This window comes from Actinophytocola sediminis (assembly GCF_054779715.1).
The window spans coordinates 136,447-159,663 of the sequence record NZ_BAAGXS010000020.1 but is presented as its reverse complement, the minus strand read 5'-3'; the positions used below and the strand labels follow the sequence as shown (position 1 = coordinate 159,663).

The following is a 23,217-nucleotide window of genomic DNA, read 5'->3' as shown; positions in this document are numbered from 1 at the left end:
CGGTTTCACGCGATGACTGCGGACGTCTTCTTGCTCTTGGCCTCGTGCCCGGCGATCTCGGCCGCGACTCGCCGCCCGGAATAGATCGCCCCACTCATCGAGCCGTACTCGACGGGCACGGTCTCCGCGCCCGCCCAGTGAATCCGGCCGACCGGTTCCTTGAGCGCCGGGCCGAACTCCGTGTAGAGCCCGGGCGGGGCGTACCCGTGATAGCAGCCCTGGGTGAACTGCTCTGCCATCCAGTTCTGCTCGATGACCTCGTATGGCTTCTCCGCGCGCTTGCCGAAATAGCGGCCGAGCTGGCCGAGCAGCAGCTCCCGTCGGCGGGCCTGCGGCAGCTTGGCGATGGTGTGCGCGGGCGGGCCGGTGACGAAGACGGTGAGCACCCCGGGGGAGCCGTCCGGCGGGCTGCCGTCCAGTACCGCCCGGAACGGGCTGGTGAAGCTGATCGCCATCCCGCTCATCCCGTCGGTGCGCCAGAACGGCTCGTCGTAGAGCACCAGGTACTTGATCGCGGCGCCCATCGTCATCCGCTGGGTGAGCTGGACGCGGCTCTCCGGCAACGCCGGGGCGTAGTCGAGGTGTCCGGCCAGCGGGGTCGGCACGGCGACCACCACCCGCCTGCCGGTGGCCTCGAACCCGGGGCCACTGACCCGGACCCGGTCCTCGGTGTGCTCGATGCGGCGCACGTGCGCGTTGACATAGGTCTCGTCCCGCACGCTCTGCGCGATCCGCAGCGCGACGTTCTGCGAGCCGCCGGCGAAGCGGTTCTCCAACGTGCCGCCGGTGACCGAGGTCGTCGCGCGGAAACCGCCGGTGCCGTTGGAGTAGTTCAGCACGTGCAGCACCGAGACCTCGGTGGGCGAGGCGGCCATGCCGGCCTCGATCAGCAGCCGCATGAGCAGGCGGCCTTCCCTGGTCCTGATGTTGCGCCTGGTCCAGGACCACATGGTCTCGCTGTCCCACTGCGCGGCGTGCGGCGCGGTCCACGGCGACTCCTCCGGGACCTCCTTGCGCATCCGCTCGATCCGCAGCGCGGCCTGCCCGAAGTCCGCCAGCGCGAGCGGGCTGATCTTGGGGATCGAGCCCTTCCAGCGGGTGAGCTTGCTGCCGGTCTCGATCAGCTTGAAGCCGTCGTCGTACACCTTCTGCGAGCCGATGCCCAGCGAGGCCGCCATCCGGGCGCTGACCGCGTTGGGCTGCCCGTGGAACTCACAGCCAAGCTCGACGATCTTGCCCTCACCGATCGGGTGACTCAGCGACCGGCCGCCGAGGCGGTCCCTGGCTTCCAGCAGCGCGACCTGGTAGCCGGCCCGCTTGAGCTCGCTGGCCGCCGTGATGCCGGCGAAGCCCGCGCCGACGACCACGACGTCCACTTCGATCTTCGGGTTCTCCCGTACGTCCTGCACTTCATCCCCTCCAGCTGGTTTCACGCACCGTCACGCAGGACGACGTCTTGACGGATCGGTTCGGACGTCCCGAGCCGGTGGTTCTTGATCATCTCGGTGATCAGGTACCGCCGGGGCTTGACGGTCGCGGTGTGCAGCAGCTGCTCCGGGGTGACCTCGAACGGCTTGCCGAGACCGGCCAGGCCTGCCGAGGCGGTGTCCCAGGTCTGCGGGTCGAGGACCTTGCCGTCGCGCATGCAGACCACCGGGGTCGCCACGCCCTGCTCGTCGGGCACCACCACGATCTCCTCGGCGTCCGGGATCCGGCTCATCAGCACGTCCTCGAGCTGCAGGCAGCTGTCCACGCCGGCGATGCGGTCGGCGACCCGGTCGAGCACCTCGAGCTGGCCCGCCTTGCCCTTGCGGCCCCAGTCGCCGGTGTCGAACCACTTGCCGTGGCGGCGGTCCCAGTACTTCTCCGGCGTGCCGACGAACGACAGCGCCCTGGCCCGTGACTTCACCTGGATCATGCCGGGCTCGCCCTGGTCGGCGCGGCGCCTGCCGGTGTCCGGGTCGGCGATCCGTGCCCTGACCCCGGGGACCATCCAGCCGACGCTGCGGGAGTCCCGGTCGCCCGCCCGCTTGGTGGAGCCGAGCGTGTACGGCCGAACGGTGACCACCTGCACCTCGGTCATCCCGTAGCACTGGTACCAGACCGGGTTGGCCCGTTGCGAGGCCTCCAGCAGCCGCCGGATGGTGCGCGGGTGGATGGCGTCGAAGGTGTTCATGAACAGCCGGACGCTGGCGAAGGGCGACGACGGGTGGTCGATCTGCTTCTCCCAGCCGACATAGGCGTTCGGGTGACCCTCCACGAGGGTCGGCCGGTACCGGCTGAACAGGTCGACGATCGTGGCGTCGTCGTGGCCGCCGATGCCCAAAAGCGGGGTGCCCCGGGAGAAGGCCGCCTGCTGGGTGACCGCCGCGCGCACGTGCACGTGCGAGATCACGCTGGCGAACAGGTCCTCGGGGGAGTGCAGGAACGGGAACACCGACTCCATGAACGCGGAGAACCCGACCCCGGTCGCGGAGGCCTCGGCCAGCTTGGACACCCCGGTCGTGCTCGACGTGTGGGTGATCATCATCGGCTCGTCGTTACGGCCGGGGTTGGCCGCCGGGATCGGGCCGCCCCACAGGTCGGCCACCGGGATCCCGCCGTCGATGGACGCGATGGCCGTGCAGTTCAGCTCCCGCAGCCGCTGCGCGGTCAGCCCGACGCGGGCGGCGACCTCGGGGTCGGTGACGATGAAGCGGGCGTCGATGCGCTCCAGCAGGATCTGCAGGATGTTCGGGTCCAGCCTGGCCGACAGCAGCGCCGGGATGGCGCCGATCCTGGCCGCGGCCCAGGCAAGCGACTGGATGTCGTAGTTGGGCGACTTGAGGATGACCACCCGGTCCCGCTTGGTGACCCCGGCCTGCGCCAGTGCGGCGGACATCTGCTCGACCAGGGTGGCGACCTCGACGTAGTCCAGCTCGATCCGCTGCTGGGGGTCCCAGGTGAACGGCTGGTCGAGATAGATCGGCACCCGGCCGTGCCGGTTCGCCGCCAGCTCGGCCATCAGGCCGACGTTGACCGGCTTGAACAGCGACACCCGCTTGGGCGCGAACTGGGCGCGGAGCATCTTCGGGACGGTGGTGCGCCGGTCGGACAGTGCGACGGCGGACCTGCGTGCCTGTTCGGTCGTGGACATCGTGTCTCACCTTTTCCTGCGCTGCCAGGGACTCGCCCCGGCTCCGTTGGTCGCGCCCGCCGTCGCGAACTTGCGGCGTTCGGCGTCGAGCAGTCGTTCGTACTCTCGGGGGTCCACGAGCAGGTGCCCGGACGAGTCGTAGAAGCGCTTGTCCTGGCGGCGCCGGGAGCGGCGGATCTCCGACCACATGTGGCCGCGCGGCGGCAGGGCGACCCGGCCGGCGAGCAGGTCGCCGATCCACTCCGACTGGTGCTCGGCGACCGGCATGAGCGAGGTCATCGAGTGCAGCAGCCCGACGAAGTACAGTCCCTCGATCTCCGGCGGGACGGCCATCCGGTACAGCGGCGGCGCGTCGTCCCCGTCGCCGACGATCTGGTCGTCGAGGAACGGGTAGGCGATCCGGTAGCCGGTGCCGTGGATGAGCACGTCGGCGTCCACGATCTGGCCGTCGGCGAAGCGCACCTTCGTCCCGTCGACGGACTCGATCACCGGCTTGGGGCTGATCCGGCCGTGCATGATGCTGGGGAGGAACTCGCTGGTGGAGATCAGCGGCCCCTGCCCCGGCTTGTACGGTGGCGACGGCAGGCCGTAGGCCGACATGTCCCCGTGCACCAGCTTGAGCATCAACGTCATCAACGGCCGGCGCTGCTCGACCGAGAGCTTCTTCATGAACGGGGACAGCTTGTCGATCGGCTTGCCCTCGAGGATCTTCGGCACCACGTAGTGGCCGGTGCGCACCGACAGGTGCGTCTCCCCGGCCACCCGCGACACCTCGGTGGCGATGTCGGCCGAGGTGGCGCCGAGCCCGAGGACCACGACGGTCTTGCCGGCGAACTCCTCCGGGCCGTCGTAGTCGAACGAGTGCATCTCCCGGCCGGTGAACGTGCCCTCGTAGCGCGCGTAGGCCGGCACCCCGTGGCGTCCGCCGGAGGCCACCAGCACCGCGCGGTACCAGGTGGTCGTGCCGTCGGCCAGGGTCACCGACCAGCCGCCGCCATCGGCCTGCTCGACCCGGGTCACCTCGGTGTTGAACCGGATGTGCTCGCGCAGCCCGTAGTTGTCCACGTAGTCGTCGAAGTACCGCGCCACGTGCGAGTGATGCGGGTAGGGCGGCATCTCCTCCGGCATCGGGAAGCTGGGGTACTCCATGACCGTCTTGGACGTGTTCGCCGACAGCGAGGCGTAGGCACAGCTGTCGCCGCCGGGCGTGTAGCGCCACAGGCCGCCGACGCCGTCCCCGCGCTCGAAGCAGTCGAACGGGATGTCGCGCAGTACCAGCGAACGGCACATGGCGATGCCCGCCGACCCGGCGCCGATCACACAGACGCGGTCACTCGTGTCAGTTGTCCTGTCTGTCGTCGTGTCTGTCGTGTTAGTTGTCTTGTCATTCGTCTTGTCATTCGTCACTGGCGACCGCACCCCGCTTACGGTCCGCGACCACACCGGCCACCCCGAGCAGGGTCGCGACCAGGGCGATGCCGGTGTCGACGGTCGCCGACTTGGGCGGCTTGCCCTCGCGGTAGGCGATCAGGCCGGCGCCGACGTCGAGCGCGTCGCAGGCGATGCCGGCCTGGTACCACAGCCGGCGGGCCTTGCCCTTGCTCAGCAGCAGACCGGCGATGAAGGCCACGTTGCGGGCGGCGAACAGGCGGACCAGGTACTTGCCCTCGCCGTCGTCCTTGATGCCGAACACCTTGGCGCCGACCGACGGCGCGATGATGGCGCCGCCGCCCGCTGCCCGCAAGGCGCTCAGGAGCAGGGCGGGAACTTTGCTGTTGCTCATCTTGGGCTTACCTCGTTGGTGCCGTGATGGATGGGGTTGCTGTCCGCCGCGAAGCCGCTCTGGCGGACGATCACGCCGGCCGCCCGCAGCGCGGCGAGGTCGGCGCGGGGTTCGGCTGACTGCTCGGGAAACGACAGCCCGGCCGGCAGCCGGTGGCCGGCCAGCCCGAGCACGCGCTCGGCCGCGCAGACCGCGCCGACCGCGCTCAGATGCGCCTGTCCCTGGTGGTCGAGCACGTCGACGCGGGCCGTGCCGGCCGGGCCCTCCGCGGTGACCGTGATGCCGGCGAAGTCGCCGGTGCCCGGCCGCTCCAGCAGGGCCGACCGGGTGCGCCGCAACGCCGGCCGGGTGAGCGCGCGCAGCGCACCGGTCCGCTTGAGCCCGATCAGGGCGTAGAGCGATGCCGGATCCTGCAACGCCAACCGGGTCTCCACGGTCGGCACGCCGAGCGTGCGCGGCAGCGTGATCTGCTCCAGCGTGCCGACCAGCGCGGCCGGTCGTTCGTTGCCGTCGGCACACAGCACCCGGCGCACGCCGGTCAGCGGCTGCGCGGTCTGCCGCCTGCCGTGCCGCATCGGGTAGTACGGCCAGGCCAGTCGCTGGCCGAAGCCCTGGGAGTCCTTGCCGACCTCGTCGTCGGAGGAGGCCAGCGCCGTGATGTCGACCCGCAGCACCTCGCCGAGCTCGCGGATCACGGCGGCGGCCAGCAGCGCGGCCACCCCCGCCATCCAGCTGCCCGACAACAGCACCGGCGCGGTCGGCGCGGTGCCGGCCACCGAGACCGTGGCGTCCAGCACGCTCGCGTGCCCACCACGGTTGATGTCCGCGTAGGGCAGGCCCTGGCGGGCGGCGTCGATCAGCAGCTGGTCGACCGGGTCGCTGACCGCGGCCAGTACCGCGCTCGGCTGGGCCGACAGCGCCGCGAGCGGTTTGTCAGCGCTGGTGTCCACCATGACGGTGGTGGCGTTGATCGACTCGGCCAGCGCCCGCCCCTGTGCCGGCCGGCGGCCGCCGAGCACGATGCCGAGGTCGGGGTGGCGTTGGCGCAACATGCGGGCCGCCTGCGCGCCGACCAGGCCGTAGCCGCCGACGATGAGCAGCGTCGGGGCCTTCTTCGCGCGACTAGCCATGGTGGGTCAGCTCCTCTGCCGGTCTGCTGGCCGGCCGCTCGCCCGCGGCCCTGGCGAGCAGCTCGCCCGCCGCCCGGTTCCCCGAGTCGATGGCGCCGCCCATGGACCCCATCTGGTGGACGCCGGTCTCCGTGCCCGCCCAGTGGATCCGGCCGATCGGCGCGCGCAGCGCCGGGCCGTAGGCGGTCAGCGTGCCCGGCGGGGCGTAGCCGTGGTAGCAGCCGCGGGTGAACTCCTCGTCCAGCCAGTTCTGCTCGACGAAGTCCACGACCCGTGCCGCCTGCGGCCCGAGCCCCTTGACCAGACCGTCGAGCACGGCCGACCGGCGCTCGTCGGGCGGCAGCACGGTCAGCGCCCTGGCCGCCGAGCCGGTGACGAACGCGGACAGCACGCCGGGACTGCCGTCGGCCGGCGAGGTGTCGAACGCCACCCGGAACGGGCCGTCGGTGCTGGTCACCTGGCCGCTACGGCCCTGAGCGCGCCAGAACGGCTCGTCGTAGACCGCGAGGCACTTGATCGCCGACCCGGCGGGCATCCGCTGGGTCAGCTGGTCGCGGAAGCCCGGCAGCGCCGGCTCGTAGGCGATCCGGCCGGCCAGCGTCACCGGCAGCGCGACCACGACGTACCGCGCCCGTGCGGCGAACCCGGGGCCGCTGACCACCACCGAGTCCGACCGCTGCGCGATCGTGCGCACCACGGCGCCGGTGCGCAGCTGGTCGGACAGCGTGGCCGCCAGCTTGTTCGGGATGCTGTGCGCGCCGCCGTCGAACCGGTAGCGCTGGATGCCCTTGGTCACCTCGAGCAGGTAGCGGAACCCGCCGGAGGCGTTGGCGTAGGTGAGCACGTGCAGCAGCGACAGGTCGGCGGGCGAGGCGCAGTAGGCCGCCTCGACCGCCATGGTGAGGAACGCGCGGGCCGGCGCGGTGGCCACGTTGCGCCGCACCCACGACCAGAACGTCTGGCTGTCCAACCACTGCGCGTTGGGCGCGGTCCACGGCTTGTCCGGCGGCACGGTGCGGGCGAGCCGTTCGAGCTTGAGCACCGCCCGACCGAAGTCGGGCAGGGCCACCGCGCCCAGCTTCAACGGGATCAGGCCCGAGTACTCGAACCGTCTCCCGTTGATGAACGCGACCCGCGCGCCGTCGTCGTAGGTGGTGAACCGGTCGACGCCGACCGAGCGCGCGGTCTCGGCGATCGCGGTGCTCTTGTCGCCGAAGTACTCCCCGCCGAGGTCGACGGCCTTGCCGTGCCCGAGGTCGTAGCCCTTGAGCCGGCCGCCGACCCGGTCCCTGGCCTCCAGCAGCCGGACCGTCCAGCCCGCCCTGGTCAGTTCCCGGGTGGCGGTCAGTCCGGCCAGACCGGCGCCGACCACGATGGCGTCGGCTTCCAGGTTCGGCTCGTCGCCAACGTGCGTCGCGTCGATGTCGGGCTCAGCGGGTGCCATTACGCACCGCCTTGGCTGTTTCCTTTACGGCTTCGTCCTTTACCGCTTCCTTGGCTGCTTCCTTGATCACCGCGACCGGTGGCCCGGCCTCTGGGGCCGGGGTGGATTCCGGGGCCGGCGCGGTGTCCTCTGGCGGCCGGCGGCGGTCCAGCGGGGCCGGGGTGACCTCCGGGGACTTGAGCGAGGGCCTGCGGTTGATCCAGCGCCGCCGCGGTTCCCCGGCCAGCAGCGTGATGGCCTCCCGCACCAGCGGCAACCGCTTGCTCCGCCCGTTGAGCAACCGCTTTCCGGTCGCCAGGCCGAGATCGCGCAGCGGCAGCACCTCGTAGTAGTCCGTGCGGTGGCTGAACAGGTCGAGGAACTTGTCGAACTCGCCGCGCTCCTGCAGCCGCCGCACGGCCTCGGGGACCATCGACGGGAACGCGCCCGCCTTGCCGACGTCGGCCGCGAGCCAGTAGTAGCTCTTGAACCGCTCGTCGCGCCAGGAGCCCCACCGCGACAGCACGGTGTCCAGCTCGTCGCCGGATGGGTCGAGGCCCGCGATGATCGCCGGTGCCAACGCCTCGACCTGTAGGAAGGCATCGCCGATGCCCCGGCCGACGGCCGGGTCCTTGAAGTGCCCGGAGTCGCCGACCAGCACCCAGCCCGGCCCGGAGGCCTGCCGGAAGTAGCCGTCGAACTTCCTGATGCCGGAGATCTCGGTGGCGATCCGCGCGTCGGCCAGCGCCTCGGCGGTCGCGTCACAACTGCGCATGTGCGCGAGCAGCCCGAGATCGGTGTGGTGGCGGAAGTAGTCCCGCTCGTGCTGCTCGGGGGACACCCCGACCAGGTAGAGCCCGCCGTCGGCCGGCCCGGCCCACACCATCCGGTCACCCCACCGGTGGAAGACGAACGTGTCGTCGGCCGCCGGGTTCGCGCCCTCGAAGAAGGTGAAGTAGTACGAGCGCTGGCTGGGGTTCACGTTGTACTTGCGTGCCCCGACCATGTAGCCGATGGTCGAGGTCCGCCCGTCCGCGCCGACGACCAGCGGGGCACGGAGCAACGTGTCCTTGTTGTTGCTCCGTACCCGGACGCCGGCCGCCCGCTGGTTCTCCCACAGCACCTCGACGACCTTGGTGTTCATCCGGACGTCGGCGCCCGCCTCGATCGCCGCCTCGGCGAGGATCGAGTCGAGCAGGTGGCGGCGCAGGAACGCCGCCCCGCCGACGTCGTCGAACCGCAACGGCCACTGGGTGTTGATCCGGAACTCGTTGAGTCGCAGATCGACCTGCTTCAGGAACCGCACCCCGGTCTGGGTCACCGGATCGAGGACCCCGAGCCGCTGGAGGAACGACAGCCCGTCGGCCTCCATGAGATGCGAGGACAGCGTCGGTTTGGGGAAGGTCGCCTGCTCGACCACGACGACCTTCAGGCCGGCCCTGGACAGCAGGGTCGCCAGCGAGGAGCCGGCGCAGCGGGCACCCACGATGATCACGTCGAAGTGGGCGCTCGCGGCCGTCCTCCCGACCTCGTTCGTTGCCCGGATTGTTGTCGACATCGCCCACTCCGTCCTAGACCGGAAGCTTTTCCGGCGTGGAGAAGTCCTCGACCTCGACGTCCTGGAGCAGGCCCTCGTTGAAGCGGCCGTAGGCACCGAGGTCGAGCAGGCCGTGGCCGCTGTAGTTGAACACGATGGTGGCCTCGCGGCCGGTCTGCTTGCACTCCCTGGCGATGTCGATGACCGCGCGGATGGCGTGCGCGCTCTCCGGTGCCGGCAGGTAGCCGTGCAGCTGGGCGAAGGTCTTGGCCGCGGCGAAGACCTCGGTCTGCGGGTAGGCCTTGGCGTCGAGCAGGCCCTCGTGCCGCAGCAGACCCACCAGCGGGGCACAACCGTGGTAGCGCAGCCCACCGGCGTGGATCGGCGGCGGCACGAAGTCGTGGCCAAGCGTGTAGGTGTAGGCGGCCGGCGCCTTGCCCTCGGCGTCGGCGTAGTCCAGCCGGTACTCGCCGTTGGTCAGCGTGGCGCAGGCTTCCGGCTCGGCGGCCAGGATCTGGATGTCGGCGCCGTTGAGCTTGTCCTCGACGAACGGGTTGGCGAAGCCGCCGAGGTTGGAGCCACAGCCGACCGAGGCGACCAGGTAGTCGGGGGTCCGACCGATCATCGCCAGCTGCTCGCGCAGCTCGAGCCCGATCACCGTGTGGTGGAGCAGGCAGTGGTTGGAGAACGCGCCAACCGCCAGGCGGCTGTCCGGGTCGTCGTAGACGACCTCGATGGCCTCGCTGACCGCGGTCGCCTCGCTGCCGGGGTGGTCGGGATCCACGGCGAGCAGCTTCTGGCCGAACTCCGTGGTGTTGCTCGGGCTCGGCCGGACCTCCGCGCCGTAGGTCTCGATCAGGTGGCGCCGGTAGGGCTTCTGGTGGTAGCTGGCCCGGATCATGTAGACGACCAGTTCCAGGCCCATGAGCTTGCAGGCGAGGGCGAGCGCGGTGCCCCACTGGCCGGCGCCGGTGTCGGTCACCAGCCGCTTGATGCCGTCGCGCTTGGCGTAGTAGGCCTGTGCGAGCGCGGAGTTGAGCTTGTGGCTCCCGCTGGGCGAGGTGCCCTCGTACTTGAACCAGATCTGCGCGGGAGTGTCGAGTTCCTTCTCCAGCGCGACCGCCCGCACCAGGGGCGTCGGACGCCACATCTGATAGGCGTTGCGCACCGGCTCCGGAATGGCGATCCAGCGCTCGGACGATCTTTCCTGGGCGGACATGGCCGGCGTCAGCAGCCGGTCCATGAACTCCCTGGTAACCGGCTTTCCGGTGGCTGGATCGACATATTCCTCAGGGAGGCGTGGTAAATCCGGAATGACGTTGTACCATCGAGTAGGAATGCGATCCACCGGGAGATCGACTCGCTCAAGAATTCCCTCTGGCTTCATGGTCCCTCCAGAATTGCCGATAACCAGGACGCCATCCTATGGCGGTGGTTAGGGGTGAGTTCGCGTTCTTTGGTATCTCTAAGCCGGATTCGAGTCAGGCTTGAGCATGATCAGCATGCGGTGATCGAGGAATTACCGCACGTGTGCCGGGTCAGCGGGTGACGAGTTCGTCCAGCGGCTGTGGGTCACCGTTTCCCCAGGAGATGCCCTGTACATGGCTGGTGCGCAGGCCGACGAAATTCATCTCGCCGAAGACGCCGCCGGTCTTACCGGTGCCGCCGTGGGTGGAGAGGTAGGACGTGAAGCCGATGTGGGAGTCGTTGATCTTCAGCATGCCGCCGTTGTTGATCGAACTGGCGACCTCGTCCGCGATTTCCCGGGAACCGGTCCACAATGAGTTACGCAGGCCGTACTCGTTGTCATCGAGAAACTCGATGATGGTGGCCAGCAGTTCGGTGTCCTCGGTCGGGTCGCCGGCGTCGGGCACCACTACCGGCAGCAGCGGGAAGAACGTCTCCTCGCGCACCGCCGACAGCTTGCGGGAGTCCGCGAGGCCGTCGACCCGGATCACCGTCGGCTGCACGAACACCCCGTCGGCGGCCTCCTCGCCGTGGACGTCGACCCGCCGGCCGCCGCACAGCATGGTGGCGCCGGACTCGCGTGCCTCGGAGAGGAAGTCGAAGTACTTGTCGGTCTTCAGCACCGGCGACAGCAGCGTCGTCTCGTCTTCCGGGAAGCCCGGCTGCAACGCCTTGACCAGCGGAATCAGCTTGTCCAGGAACTCGTCGGCGACCGAGGGGTGCACCACGGCGTACTTGGGCACCATGCAGATCTGGCTCGACCCGTAGAAGCTCTCGATCAGCGCCCGCGCCGCCGCGTCGAGGTCGGCGTCGCGCCACACCACGAACCCGTCGTTGCCGGCGAGCTCCAGGATCGGCTTCTTGCCCCGGCGCACGCACTCCTCGCCGAGGCGCAGGCCGGAGACGCTGTCGCCGAAGAAGAACACGTCGTCCACGTCGGGGTCGGCCAGCCAGCCGTCGAGAACCTCGTTGGCACCACCGGAGATCACGTTGACGGTGCCGGCGGGAGCGCCGTACTGCTCGACCACCGGGATGACGATCTCGCGGTAGAACCAGGCCACGCTCAGCGGTGAGGACCGCGGCGCCTTGATCACCAGGGTGTTGCCGGCGAGCAGCGCGAGAATTCCCAGACCGGCGTTGGAGCCGGCGGCGTTCTGCGGCGGGTTGATGCAGACCACGCCGTCCGGCTTGCGGACCAGCTCGACCGTGCGGCCCTTGAATTCATAGGTCTGATGTAGTTGTTTCGTGTACCACTCGATCGTGGCCGGGTCGCAGCCGCGCAACACACCGCTGATCTCCCAGCGGGCGAGCCGGCGGGGGTGACCTTCGGCGACCAGCAGGTCCTCGAATTCCCGGACCCGGGCGACCACCGCATTGTGAATATCATTCAGCATTTTGGCGCGCGTGGCGAGCGGCGTGCGCCCGAATTCACGGCTGGCGGCCCGCGCCGCGCGCACGGCAAGACGAGCGTGCTCGGCGTTGCAGCGGGCGACCCGGCCGACGATCTCCTCCGGAATTTCGGCGCTCTTACCCAGTTCGAGCTGGCGCTTCATCCGAAAGGTGCCCCGGGAGTCCCGGAGATAAGCAGACGCTTTCGCGACATACGTCCAGCCGACCCCCTCAGCATCTTTACCGTCGATATACGGCGCATAACTGAGCACGACAATCCTCCTGTCGCATGCAAAATGGTGGATTGAGAGAAGTTCCCCTGCAGAGTAGGCTGCCGAGGCTAGCATGGCGAGCCAACCCGGACAACATCTTCATTTCAGGAGGCAACATGTCGGAGTATTCGCTCGAGCCTTACTCGGAAACCGCTCGTGCCGAATTAACTGGCGGTCGTAAAATCGGTGTTTTGCTCAGTCACGGATTCACTTCAAGCCCACACTGTCTGCGACCAATGGGGGAGGCGCTTGCCGCTCGGGGGTACGCCGTCGAGGTGCCACAGCTTCCTGGTCACGGCACGACTTGGCAGCAGCTCAACCGGACCACGTGGACGGACTGGTACGGCGAGCTCAACCGCGCCTTCGAGAAGCTCGAGCGAACCTGTGATCACGTTCTGGTCGGCGGCCATTCCTTCGGTGGTGGTATGTCGCTGCAGTTGGCCGCCGAGCGCAAGGACCGGGTCGCGGGCGTGATCCTGGTGAACCCGTCGGTGATGAACACGCGCAAGGACGCGACCGCGGTCGCGGTACTGAAAAACGTGCTGTCCTCGGCTCCCGGCATGGTCAACGACATCAAGAAGCCCGGCGTCACCGACTGGCTCTACCCCCGACTGCCGTTGAAGGCCGCCGCGTCACTGATGGCCGGCCGGTCGAAGGTGCGCTCCTACCTGCCGAGGGTGACCGCGCCGATCATCTTCTTCCGGTCCGTCGAGGACCATCTGGTGGATCCGCAGTCCGCGCGCAACATCATCAACCTGGTGTCCTCCGGCGAGGTCATCGAGCGGCGGCTGGAGAACAGCTACCACTTCGCCACGCTGGACAACGACGCCAAGCAGATCTTCGAGGAGAGCATCGCCTTCGTCGACCGGATCACCGGGCCCGCCCGGTAAGGCTCGTGACTCACTCGAGGCCGCCTCGAGCCCGGCGCGGTCGGCTCACGGTCAGTCCACTGTGAGCGGACCGGAGCCGGGCAACTTGGTGACCACGTCCGCGCCGAGCAACTGCGCCGGGGTGAGATAGCCGCCGGCCGGCGGGTTGCCGCGCAGCACGTCCACGGCGGCCAACGCGCCGTCGACGGTGATGCTGTACAGGTTCGCGGTGGTGATGCGCGCGGTGCGGCGTTCGCCCTCGGCATCGGTGACCTCGCCCCACACGCGCACCGGTCGCGCGTCGCGGGCGGCGGTCGCCGGGCCGCGCACGGTCCTGGCGACCAGCCACTTGAGTACCCGCTGCGCGGTCGGCCTGGCCAGCACCGGGCGCAGCAGGTTGCCCAGCCGCACCGCCCCCAGCTGTGTCGGCCGGACCCGCACGTAGACCTCGATATCGGGGATCGCGGTGGTGTGGAAGGCACTGGACACGTCCGCGGCGGGGAAGGTCATGGCCAGTTTCTCCCCGGCGCCGAAATCGATGCGCCGAGTACGCCAGGCCTGGGGCACCGCGATGATCCGGCCGTCGACCCGCACGCGCCCGCCGCTGGACAGGCCTTCGACAATCGTCTTGAAGGTGCCGGGCGACAGCCGGAAAGGCACGTCGAAACCGAGCTTCAACGCGGTGGCGGTCGGCAGTTCCTCGTGCAGTCGTGCCGCGACACAGTCGGTGGGGACGACGTCGAAACCCACTCCGGGGCACAGCACCACGCCGTCGCGCCGCGCCCGCGCGTGCCGGGTGGCAGCGTGCTCGAACACCTCGATCTCCCCGCTGATGTCCAGATAGTGCGTGCCCGTGCGCAGGCACGCCTCGACCATCGGCGCGCTGGTGGCGGAGAACGGTCCGGCGCAGTGCAACACGATGTCGACGTCGGTGAGCCCGCTGGCGATCTCCTCGGGGTCGGCGAGGTCGAACGCGCGGTGTTCCAGGCCGAGTTCGGCGGCCAGGGCGGCGATCCGGGACGCGTTGCGGCCGGCCAGGATCGGGCGCAGGCCACGGTTGGCGGCTTCGCGGGCGATCAGCTCTCCGGTGTAGCCGTTCGCGCCGTAAAGGAGCCAGGCAGTCTCCGTCATGCCGGCCACCTTAACGGTGGGCCACCGTCGCGCGAACGGTTTTGGTCAATCTGCTCCCGATTCATTGGCTGGCCACATTCGAATCACTCATTCCGTTCGGAAATTGTGACTCGAGGCGTCGAGCTGATTCCGCTACCAGGGTTGCTGTGAGTAATGACAGCTGGTCTCGGGAGTGATCGGCACCGCCTCGAGGCCGCCGATCGGCCAGGGACTAACGTCCGTTCGGCTTATATCCGACGCGTTGACGACTGGCTACGGTAACGCCACAAGCCTTCGACAGCTTCGCGTCGGCATTCCAAACACACACCCCAAGGTGAGGTCATGAGATCTGTCCGTATGTCACCCAGAGTCCTGAGTATTGTCTTAGGCTCGATGCTGGCCGCAGGCTCGCTTCTGGTCAGCACACCGGCCGCGGTCGGCGCCGACGACGAGTACGTCATCGCCAAGCCGACCGCCGTCGTCTCGCTTGGCGACAACGGGATCTCCGGGGAGGGCGCAGGCGACTACGTGGCCGGCACCAAGGGGGAGAACGGCAACTTCTGCCACCGCTCGGCGAACGCGCTGGTGCACCACACGGACCTGGCGGAGAAGACGATCAACATCGCCTGCTCCGGCGCGCGGGCCGAGCACGTCGCGTTCAACGGACCCGTGCACTACACCGAGGGCTCGCAGGCGAAGCGCCTCGGCGAGATCGCCCTCGACTACCAGGTGACCACCGTGATCGTGCGGGTCGGTTCCAACGACGACCCGCAGTTCTCCGGCACCGTGGCCGCCTGCATCTCCGCCTACCTGAACCCGGACAAGCCCGAATGCGCCACCGCGCTGCGTTCGGTGTGGCCGTCGCGGATGGCCGCGATGGCGCCGAAGGTCCGGGCCGCCCTCACCGACGTGAAGACCGCGATGAGCAACGCGGGTTACAGCTCCGGTTCCTACAACCTGGTGCTGACCTCCTACGCCTCGCCGATCACCCAGTACATGGTGCCCAGCGACCAGATCGGCGGCTGCCCGTTCCGTCTGCGGGACGCGGCCTGGGCCAAGCGGGAGGCGTTGCCGCAGCTGAACGCGGCGCTGCGGCAGGTCGCCTACGACTCGGGCGCCAACTACCTCGACCTCGGTGAGGCGACCAACGAGCGTGAGGCCTGCGCGGGCTACGACGACCCGTCCATCGAGTGGCAGACCCGGATCAAGGTCGACCCGTACAAGCTGGTGAGCGGCCAGCTGACTCCCGAGGAGAAGATTCTCGCCGCGGAGTCCTTCCACATCAACGCCGACGGGCACAAGCAGCTCGGCAACTGCATGACGGAGTTCGTCGAGGCCAGCGCCTATGACGGCTTCTGCCAGGAAGGTGCCGACGGCATGCTGCACGCGATCATCCCGAACCCGTAGCTGTTCGCTCGTGCGGTCCGCCGGGTCACCGACCTGGCGGACCGCACAGCTGTCTCAGGTGTTTCGCCGGCTGACCGCGTCGCGCACGCGGTCCACCAGCGCCATCCCCGGACCGGTCACCCGGTTGGCCGGCGGCGTGGCCGGCGCGCCGGGGTGCGGCCGGGTCGGGGAGACCTTCCTGGCCAGTTCGAACCGCCGGCCGAGCGCGGTGAGCGCGTCAGGCGCGGACGCGGCATGCAGTCGCGGCAGCACGTCGTGTTCCTCGGCGCGCAGGTGCGCCCGGACGTCGCTGACCAGTCGGATCACCAGCTCGTCGAACCAGGGTGTGGCGGCGTCGGTCTGCTGGAGCCGCTTCATCGTCTGCTCGTTCCTGGCGTGCGCGGCCAGTTCGTGGTCGGCGACCGCGTCGCCGTCGGGCAGCAGGCGGCGCACCGCCGGGTAGAGCACCTGTTCCTCGGCCGCCCAGTGCCCCGCCAGCTCGGCGATGACCTGTTCGACCAGGTCCCGGCGGTTGCGCGCGTCGCCGCTGGCGGCGAGGTCGTCGAGCAGCCGGGCCAGGGTGTGATGGTCGGCGAGTACGGCGTCGACAAGGTCAGTCATGCCTGCAAGGCCTCTTCCCGGGACATCGGCTTGGTTTCCTCGGAGGGTGTCGCCGTGGTGGCCTGTTCGGGTTGCCGCTGGTCGGGCGACTCCTCGTCACACGCGACCATCCGCTCCCGACACTGCCGGGCGAGTTGACGAGCGTGCACAGTCATGGCGTCCTCCTCTTTCCGGCACCCGAGTACCCTCACGCGCTGCTGGCCACACACTGTTCCGCCTCCCCGCGCTTCATAGTTTTGGTTGCGTTGGGGGTGACAGGTTCTGTGGGGACGTGCTCGTGGCTGGGTTGCTAGTCCGCCTCCCCGCGTTTCAAAGTTTTGGTCGCGTTGGGTGTGGCGGGTTCTTTGGGGGACGTGCTCGTGGCTGGGTTGCTTCACGTTCCCCTGAGGTGCGGTTGCGTAGGGCTTGGCTCCGCGCGTGCCGTCGGTTGGCTCCCGCCGAGTGCTGTCTGGACGCCGTCCAGGATGAGTTCCAGGCCGACGCGGAAGGTCTCCTGGGCCTGTGCCTCCAGGTAGGGCTGGTCGTCCGGGACGCGGTAGGTGTCCTCGGTGGCCAGGCCGACGATGGTCGGGTAGCGCTGCGCGAAGTCGGGGGCCACCTCGGGCATCACCGAGGAGCGCGCGGCCCACCAGTCCTCATTGGAGGTTCCGGTGGCGGCGGCGGCCAGCTGGCTGTCGGCGACGGTCTGCGCGGCGCCGCGGACGAAGTGGAACAGCGTGCTGATCGTGCGCAGCAGCAGCCGGGCGGGCAGGCCGCTTTCCCGCAGGATCACCGCGATCGCCTCCACCACGGTGTACTCGTGCGGGCCGAGGACCGGGCGCACCTGGGAGACCTGTAGCAGCCACGGGTGTCGTTGGTAGAAGGTCCACAGATCGCCCGCCCAGTCGACGGCGGCCGGCCGCCAGCCGGCGGTGGTCGGGTAGCTCGCCGGGAGTTCGGCGTGCACCCGGTCGTACATCAGGTCGATCAGCTCGCTCTTGTTCGGCACGTAGGTGTAGAGCGCCATGCCGGTGCGGCCGAGGCGCCGGCCGACCGCGCGCATCGACAGCGCGGCCATGCCGGCCTCGTCGGCGATGGCGACGGCCGCGTCGATGATCGCGTCGACGGTCAGCGCGGGTTTGGGCCCCGGGCGCACCTCGTCGGGCGTTGGGGCGCGCCACAGCAGCGCCATCGAGCGACGGGCGTCACCCTGAGCGGCGAAGACGACCACGGTGACATCCCCTTACCGACATCTCCTTACGGCGTAAAGTATCCTAACGGTACACCGTGGAAGGGGAGAACGCAGTGGGTAACGCACATCCAGCGGACGGTCACGAGCTGATCGAGGTCCGTGGCGCTCGCGGGAACAACCTGGCCGACGTGTCGGTCGACATCCCCAAGCGACGGCTGACCGTGTTCACCGGCGTGTCCGGCTCCGGGAAGTCCTCGCTGGTGTTCGGCACGATCGCGGCCGAGTCCCAGCGGATGATCAACGAGACCTACACCGCGTTCCTGCAGTCCTACATGCCGCGCATCGGCCGCCCGGATGTGGACGCGCTGCGCAACCTGAGTGCGGCGATCGTGGTCGACCAGGAGCGGATGGGTGCGAACGCGCGGTCCACAGTGGGCACCGCGACCGACGCGCACACCATGCTGCGGATCGTGTTGAGCCGCCTCGGTGAGCCGCACGTCGGCACGTCCGGGGCGTTCAGCTTCAACCTGGCCGAGGGCATGTGCCCGACCTGCGATGGCCTCGGTCGAGTGTCCGATGTGGACATCGACGAGCTGGTGGACCGGGACCTGTCGCTCAACGAGGGCGCGATCACCGTGCCGAACTTCGTCGTCGGCGGGTGGTACTGGAAGGGGATGGCCGAGTCCGGGTACTACGACCCGGACACGAAGCTGCGCGACTTCACCGAGCAGGAGTGGGCGGATTTCCTGTACCGGCCGCCGACCAAGGTCAAACTCGCCGACCTGAACACGAACTACGAGGGTCTCGTGGTCAAGGTCAAACGCCTGTACCTGTCCAAGGACCGCGAGTCGATGCAGGGGCACATCCGCGCGTTCGTCGACCGGGCCGTGACGTTCACGGTGTGCGGCGCGTGCCATGGCGCCCGGCTCAACGAGGCCGCGTTGTCGTCGCGGGTCGCCTGCCGCAACATCGCCGAGTGCTCGGCCATGCAGATCAGCGACCTGGCCGACTTCGTCCGCAAGCTCACCGACGAGTCGGTCGCTCCGCTGGTGGCCACCCTGAGCGAGACCCTCGACTCGCTGGTGGAGATCGGCCTTGGCTACCTGAGCCTTGACCGCGAGTCCGGCACGCTGTCCGGTGGCGAGGCGCAGCGGGTGAAGATGGTGCGCCACCTTGGTTCCAGCCTCACGGATGTCACCTACGTATTCGACGAGCCGACCATCGGCCTGCACCCGCACGACATCGCCAGGATGAACGACCTGCTGACCCGCCTGCGGGACAAGGGAAACACCGTGCTCGTGGTCGAGCACAAGCCGGAGACGATCCTGATCGCCGACCACGTGGTCGATCTCGGCCCCGGCGCCGGCACGGCCGGTGGTCAGATCTGCTACACCGGCGACGTGGCCGGCCTGCGCGCGTCGGACACGCTCACCGGCCGCCACCTCGACCACCGGGCGAGGCTGCGGACCACGGTGCGCAAGCCGACCGGCGCGGTGTCCATCACCGGCGCGAACCTGCACAACCTGCGGAACGTGAGCGTCGACATCCCGCTCGGGGTGCTCACCGTGGTGACCGGCGTGGCCGGCTCCGGCAAGAGCTCGCTGATCCACGGCTCACTGTCCACAGCGGAGGGTGTGGTGGTGGTCGACCAGTCGGCGATCCGCGGCTCGCGCCGGAGCAACCCGGCGACCTACTCGGGTCTGCTGGACTCGGTCAGGACCGCGTTCGCCAAGGCCAACGGGGTGAAGGCGGCGTTGTTCAGCGCCAACTCCGAAGGCGCGTGCCCGAAGTGCAAGGGCATCGGCCTGGTGTACACGGACCTGGCGATGATGGCCGGGGTGGCGTCGGTGTGCGAGGAGTGCGCCGGCCGGCGGTTCACCTCGGCGGTGTTGACGCACAAGTTGCGGGGCAAGGACATCGCCGAGGTGTTCGCGATGTCGGTTGCCGAGGCGCGGGAGTTCTTCCCGAGTGGACAGGCGAGGGTGATCCTCAACCGCCTGGCCGACGTCGGCCTTGGCTACCTGCGGCTGGGCCAGCCACTGACCACGTTGTCCGGTGGCGAGCGCCAACGCCTGAAACTGGCGATCCACATGGCGGAGAAGCGCACAACCTACGTTCTCGACGAGCCGACCACCGGCCTGCACCTGGCCGACGTCGACCAGTTACTGGCCCTGCTGGACCGCCTGATCGACGCCGGCAACACGGTGATCGTCATCGAACACCACCAGGCGGTGATGGCCCACGCCGACTGGCTGATCGACCTTGGCCCTGGCGCGGGTCACGACGGTGGCCGGATCGTGTTCACCGGCACCCCGGCCGAGCTGGTGGCGACCGGTGATTCGCTGACCGCGCAACATCTTCGTACGTACGTGGAGGCGTGATGGACCTGGTCGGCCTGCTGGCGGTGTTGTCGGTGAAGCACATGACCCCGAGAATGCGCCGGATCACCTTTGCCGCCCCGGAAGGTCTGACCACCTGGCCGGACCAGCAACTGAAGCTGTACTTCCCCCGCCAGGGCCAGCGGGTGCCAAGCCTCCCGCCCTCCGATGGCGACGACATGCGTTGGTACCAGGCTTTCCTGGCGATACCGGAGCAGGAGCGGCCGTGGATGCGGAGTTTCACCGTCCGCTCGCACGATCCCGCGCGCGGCGAGCTGGAGATCGACTTCGTCCTGCATGGCGCGAGTGGTCCAGCCGCCCGCTGGGCGGCGACGGCCGCGCCGGGTCAGGTCCTCGGTCGCTACGGCCCGTCGGCGGCGTACCGCACGACACTGCCGAAGGCGACGCGGTACCTGTTCGTCGGTGACGAGGCGGCGATCCCGGCGATCGGCTCGTTGCTTTCCGCGCTACCCGAGGATGTGCGGGTGACCGCGGTGCTCGAGGTGCGGGATGAGGCCGAGGAGCAGCCGCTGCCGTCACCGGCGTCCGTGGAGTTCCACTGGCTGCACCGTCATGACCGTGCCGCTGGCGGTGACCTGCTGCCGGCGAAGGTCGCCGAGCTGCCGGTGCCGAGTGGATCGGTGGCGTGGCTGGCCGGTGAGGCGGGGGTGGTGCGTTCCCTGCGGCGAAACCTGGTGGACCGGGGAATCCCGAAGAACATGATCGAGTTCACCGGCTACTGGCGCAGATCCCTGACCCAGGACGACCCGCCAACCACCGAGGACCTGGCGGAAGCCCAGGAACGCCTGACCAGATCGTGACGAGCGGGTCGACTGGCCTAGGCCGAGCCGCGGCGGACCAACGTCGGCGGGAAGATCACCTTGCTGGGTGGGGCATCCGGCTCGGCTATCCGGGCCAGCAGCAGTCGCGCCATCTCCGCGGCCATCTCCGCCACCGGTTGCCGGACGGTGGTGAGCGGGGGGTCGCAGGCCAGCGCCGCGCTGCTGTCGTCGAACCCGACCACCGCGACCTCCGTCGGCACCGACCGGCCGGCCGCCCGCAGCACCGCCAACGCCCCCTGCGCCATCAGGTCAGACGCCGCGAACACCGCGTCCAGCTCCGGATGCGCGGCCAGCAGCTGTGTCATCCCGACCGCACCGCTCTCCCTGGTGAACTCGCCCTCCACCCACGGCAGCTCGACATCGCCCAGCGCGTCCCGGAAACCGGTCAGCCGGTCCTGGCCGGCGGTGGTGTGCTGCGGGCCGGCGATCGTCACGATCCGGTCGCGGTGCAACGACATCAGGTGCCCTGCGGCCAGCGCGGCACCGGCGGACTGGTCGACGTCCACATAGGTCACCGGCAACGGGATGATCGGCCTGGACGACACCACCACCGGGTGGTTGGCCTCGATCAGCTGCCGGGGCAACGGATCCTCGCGGTCGGTGTGGATCAGGATCACCCCGTCCAGCCTGCCCCGCCGCAGATCGCTCACCACCTGCTCGCGGGTGTTGGTGTCCATCGTCATCAGCACCAGGTGCACGCCGCTTGGCCCGATCACGGTCATCACCCCGCGGATCACCGTCTCGAAGAACGGGTCGCCGACCAGGCGGGACTCCTCGGGCAGCACCAGCGCGATCGCGTCCGCGCGCCGGGTCACCAGCGAGCGCGCGGCCAGGTTCGGCACGTACCCGGTCGCCGCGATCGCGCGTTGCACCGCCGCCCGGATCGTCGCGTCCACGGTCGCCACGCCGTTCACCACGCGCGAGGCCGTCGCCCGCGACACCCCGGCCACCTTCGCCACCTCCTCGAGGGTGACGCGTTTCGTCGAGGGACTGCGCGGGTCGGACACCGCTTCTTTATACCTGCGGCCGACTGCCGCGCCGGTCCCGTTCAGCCAAGGCCGTCCAGCGTGGCCAGTTCGGCGTCCCGATCGGCGACCATGGTGGCGGCGACCGACTTCGTCCCGGCATGGGTGACGTTCTCGGCGGCCGAGTGTGCGACCGTTCTCGACTCGGTCAGGTGCGCCCTGGCCAGCCGGGCGAACTCGGTGTCGAACGCCGGTGACGCGCGCAGTGTGCTCAGCTCGTCCTCGGTCGGCATGCCCGGCATGTCGTGTCCGGCGTGGAGGTTCTGGTACTGCACCGACGCCTCGGTCAGCAGGGCGTGCAGTGCGGTGAGCTCCGTCCGCCTGGCCTCGGTGAGGTTCTTCGCGAGGTCGCGCAGCAGCGGCTCGGTCGCCGTGGTGGCGCCCAGTTCGAGCAGTTTCACCGCCTGGTCGTCGGTGGCGATCGCCAGTTGGACGAACGCCTGCTCGGTGACGCCGAAACCGCCGGCCGGCGTGGCCGAGGCCGGCGGCGGCGCGGAGACCGTCGGCGCGGGCGGTGCTGCCGGTGGAACCTGCTGGCCACAGGCGACCACGCCCATGGCCAGCAGGACGATCACGAGCGGACGCAACAACGTCACAGGGGACGCCCGTCGTGACCACACTTGACCACCGGTCGGATGCAGTCCCGCACCCGGCGCTCCATCTCGTCGGCCGGCCAGACGTTGAAGAAGTCGCCGTGCATGGTTCGGCCGTCGCCGGAGGCCAACCGCAGCACGGACGGGTCACCGCTGACCGGGTACCGCAGCACCATTCGCAGCTTCGGCACCTGCACCGGGTGCGACGACGGGCAGTTGCCGCCGACCGGGTAGGACATGTGGCTCTGGTGGTTCGCCGAGTCCAGGCTCGTGCCGTTCCAGCACTGCGGGAAGTCGAGATAGGTCTCCAGCTGGGTGCCGGACGGGCAGTTCACGAAGTTCTTCGACGGTGACACATGCCCGGCGTGCAGGCACGACCACCGGGCGATGCTGTCGTTGTCGCCGGTGGCCTTCGCGTTGCCGGCGACGATCTTGAGCCCGACCGGGGTCGGCTGGGTGGCCGCCGGGTTCTGCACCCCTTCGCCGAGGTAGTAGAAGGTGATTCCGGTCGGCACCACCGGTTGGTTGTTCCGGTAGAGCGTCGGCACCCAGTACGACGAGATGTCCGAGGCCGGGTTGCAGTTGCCGGTCGAGCCGAGCAGGTCCTCGTACTCGGAGAACGCGTCGGTCGCGTGGTTGCCGAAGAAGTCGTGCGAGTGCGACGCCCCCGGCAGGTTGGGTGCCACGATCGGATCGTCGGGCAGGCGGTGGCTCAGTGAACAGTCGGCCGGGAACTCGGCCACCGGGATCACCGCGTCGGCCCGCTTCGCCGCTCCGGTGACCCCACCGCCGATCACCGTGCTCGCGGCGAGCACGAACACCAGGCCGATCTTGGTGAGGGCGCGCCAGTTGGTCATGTTCTTCCCCATCGAAGACAAACTCCCTCGCTCTCAGGATTTGCAGGGCGTCGAGAGAGCGCTCTCACAACTAGAGGATGACCTGGCTCACACCTCTGGGTCAACGATTTTGTTCCGCACGGGAACAAATAGACGCCGTTCGGCCCAGTTCGTTGCGCCATCACGACCAGTGCGCCGCCGAGCTTGACAGCAGGTAGTCCGAAAGGCACTCTCTGTCCGGAGAGAGCG

The 23,217-nt window shown here is 69.2% G+C and carries 20 protein-coding genes; 4 read left to right on the top strand and 16 right to left on the bottom strand.

The genetic code is table 11. From position 1 onward, the window contains the following. Window positions 1-5 precede the first annotated feature (5 nt). From ACYVIP_RS13820 to ACYVIP_RS13780, 9 genes are all read right to left on the bottom strand, one after another. Window positions 6-1,409 (bottom strand): flavin monoamine oxidase family protein, encoded by a 1,404-nt coding sequence (locus ACYVIP_RS13820; protein WP_460395990.1) that lies wholly within the window; start codon window positions 1,407-1,409, stop codon window positions 6-8. Window positions 1,410-1,429: 20 nt separating this feature from the next. Next, a complete protein-coding gene (locus ACYVIP_RS13815; protein WP_460395988.1) occupies window positions 1,430-3,136 on the bottom strand; it encodes a class I adenylate-forming enzyme family protein in 1,707 nt (568 codons plus the stop codon). A 6-nt stretch (window positions 3,137-3,142) separates the two neighbouring features. Next, the gene (locus tag ACYVIP_RS13810) at window positions 3,143-4,456 is read right to left on the bottom strand and encodes a flavin-containing monooxygenase (RefSeq protein ID WP_460395986.1); all 1,314 of its coding nucleotides are present in this window, start codon (window positions 4,454-4,456) and stop codon (window positions 3,143-3,145) included. A gap of 76 nt (window positions 4,457-4,532) precedes the next feature. Then, the gene (locus tag ACYVIP_RS13805) at window positions 4,533-4,919 is read right to left on the bottom strand and encodes a hypothetical protein (protein WP_460395984.1); all 387 of its coding nucleotides are present in this window, start codon (window positions 4,917-4,919) and stop codon (window positions 4,533-4,535) included. Continuing rightward, window positions 4,916-6,049 carry a hypothetical protein gene (locus ACYVIP_RS13800; protein ID WP_460395982.1) on the bottom strand — a complete coding sequence of 378 codons (1,134 nt, stop codon included), beginning with the start codon at window positions 6,047-6,049 and terminating at the stop codon, window positions 4,916-4,918. The genes ACYVIP_RS13805 and ACYVIP_RS13800 overlap by 4 nt, the downstream gene beginning before the upstream one ends. Beyond that, window positions 6,042-7,493, bottom strand: a complete 1,452-nt coding sequence (locus ACYVIP_RS13795; RefSeq protein WP_460395980.1) for a flavin monoamine oxidase family protein — start codon at window positions 7,491-7,493, stop codon at window positions 6,042-6,044. The genes ACYVIP_RS13800 and ACYVIP_RS13795 overlap by 8 nt, the downstream gene beginning before the upstream one ends. Continuing rightward, window positions 7,480-9,030 (bottom strand): NAD(P)/FAD-dependent oxidoreductase, encoded by a 1,551-nt coding sequence (locus ACYVIP_RS13790; protein ID WP_460395978.1) that lies wholly within the window; start codon window positions 9,028-9,030, stop codon window positions 7,480-7,482. Before ACYVIP_RS13790 ends, ACYVIP_RS13795 begins: the two co-directional genes overlap by 14 nt. Before the next feature lie 13 nt (window positions 9,031-9,043). Continuing rightward, window positions 9,044-10,396 (bottom strand): TrpB-like pyridoxal phosphate-dependent enzyme, encoded by a 1,353-nt coding sequence (locus tag ACYVIP_RS13785; protein WP_460395976.1) that lies wholly within the window; start codon window positions 10,394-10,396, stop codon window positions 9,044-9,046. A gap of 151 nt (window positions 10,397-10,547) precedes the next feature. Next, complete coding sequence (locus ACYVIP_RS13780) at window positions 10,548-12,212, bottom strand: aldehyde dehydrogenase family protein (protein WP_460395974.1); 1,665 nt, start codon at window positions 12,210-12,212, stop codon at window positions 10,548-10,550. A gap of 41 nt (window positions 12,213-12,253) precedes the next feature. Between ACYVIP_RS13780 and ACYVIP_RS13775 the strand changes: the two genes are divergently transcribed. Further along, window positions 12,254-13,027: an alpha/beta hydrolase gene (locus ACYVIP_RS13775; RefSeq protein WP_460395972.1), complete on the top strand. Its 774-nt coding sequence runs from the start codon at window positions 12,254-12,256 to the stop codon at window positions 13,025-13,027. A 51-nt stretch (window positions 13,028-13,078) separates the two neighbouring features. On the opposite strand, the gene ACYVIP_RS13770 is transcribed toward ACYVIP_RS13775, so the two are convergent. Beyond that, window positions 13,079-14,137: a saccharopine dehydrogenase family protein gene (locus ACYVIP_RS13770; RefSeq protein ID WP_460395970.1), complete on the bottom strand. Its 1,059-nt coding sequence runs from the start codon at window positions 14,135-14,137 to the stop codon at window positions 13,079-13,081. Window positions 14,138-14,509: 372 nt separating this feature from the next. Here ACYVIP_RS13770 and ACYVIP_RS13765 point away from each other — a divergent pair, with 372 nt between their 5' ends. After that, the gene (locus ACYVIP_RS13765) at window positions 14,510-15,523 is read left to right on the top strand and encodes a GDSL-type esterase/lipase family protein (protein ID WP_460395968.1); all 1,014 of its coding nucleotides are present in this window, start codon (window positions 14,510-14,512) and stop codon (window positions 15,521-15,523) included. Window positions 15,524-15,577: 54 nt separating this feature from the next. Here the strand turns inward: ACYVIP_RS13765 and ACYVIP_RS13760 are convergent, their stop codons facing one another. From ACYVIP_RS13760 to ACYVIP_RS13750, 3 genes are all read right to left on the bottom strand, one after another. Next, a complete protein-coding gene (locus tag ACYVIP_RS13760; protein ID WP_460395966.1) occupies window positions 15,578-16,123 on the bottom strand; it encodes a hemerythrin domain-containing protein in 546 nt (181 codons plus the stop codon). Then, window positions 16,120-16,278, bottom strand: a complete 159-nt coding sequence (locus ACYVIP_RS13755; protein ID WP_460395964.1) for a hypothetical protein — start codon at window positions 16,276-16,278, stop codon at window positions 16,120-16,122. Before ACYVIP_RS13755 ends, ACYVIP_RS13760 begins: the two co-directional genes overlap by 4 nt. Before the next feature lie 218 nt (window positions 16,279-16,496). Further along, complete coding sequence (locus tag ACYVIP_RS13750; RefSeq protein ID WP_460395962.1) at window positions 16,497-17,333, bottom strand: TetR/AcrR family transcriptional regulator C-terminal domain-containing protein; 837 nt, start codon at window positions 17,331-17,333, stop codon at window positions 16,497-16,499. A gap of 74 nt (window positions 17,334-17,407) precedes the next feature. Here ACYVIP_RS13750 and ACYVIP_RS13745 point away from each other — a divergent pair, with 74 nt between their 5' ends. Both ACYVIP_RS13745 and ACYVIP_RS13740 read left to right on the top strand, forming a co-directional pair. Next, window positions 17,408-19,675 (top strand): ATP-binding cassette domain-containing protein, encoded by a 2,268-nt coding sequence (locus ACYVIP_RS13745; protein ID WP_460395960.1) that lies wholly within the window; start codon window positions 17,408-17,410, stop codon window positions 19,673-19,675. Next, window positions 19,675-20,493 (top strand): siderophore-interacting protein, encoded by an 819-nt coding sequence (locus tag ACYVIP_RS13740; RefSeq protein WP_460395958.1) that lies wholly within the window; start codon window positions 19,675-19,677, stop codon window positions 20,491-20,493. Before ACYVIP_RS13745 ends, ACYVIP_RS13740 begins: the two co-directional genes overlap by 1 nt. 17 nt (window positions 20,494-20,510) lie before the next feature. Here the strand turns inward: ACYVIP_RS13740 and ACYVIP_RS13735 are convergent, their stop codons facing one another. Genes ACYVIP_RS13735 through ACYVIP_RS13725 form a run of 3 tightly spaced genes read right to left on the bottom strand, consistent with a single transcriptional unit; the run spans window position 20,511 to window position 23,001 of the window. Continuing rightward, a complete protein-coding gene (locus tag ACYVIP_RS13735; protein ID WP_460395956.1) occupies window positions 20,511-21,521 on the bottom strand; it encodes a LacI family DNA-binding transcriptional regulator in 1,011 nt (336 codons plus the stop codon). Window positions 21,522-21,562: 41 nt separating this feature from the next. Further along, window positions 21,563-22,129 (bottom strand): DUF305 domain-containing protein, encoded by a 567-nt coding sequence (locus ACYVIP_RS13730; protein ID WP_460395954.1) that lies wholly within the window; start codon window positions 22,127-22,129, stop codon window positions 21,563-21,565. A 2-nt stretch (window positions 22,130-22,131) separates the two neighbouring features. Then, complete coding sequence (locus ACYVIP_RS13725; RefSeq protein WP_460395952.1) at window positions 22,132-23,001, bottom strand: DUF1996 domain-containing protein; 870 nt, start codon at window positions 22,999-23,001, stop codon at window positions 22,132-22,134. Window positions 23,002-23,217: the final 216 nt, after the last annotated feature.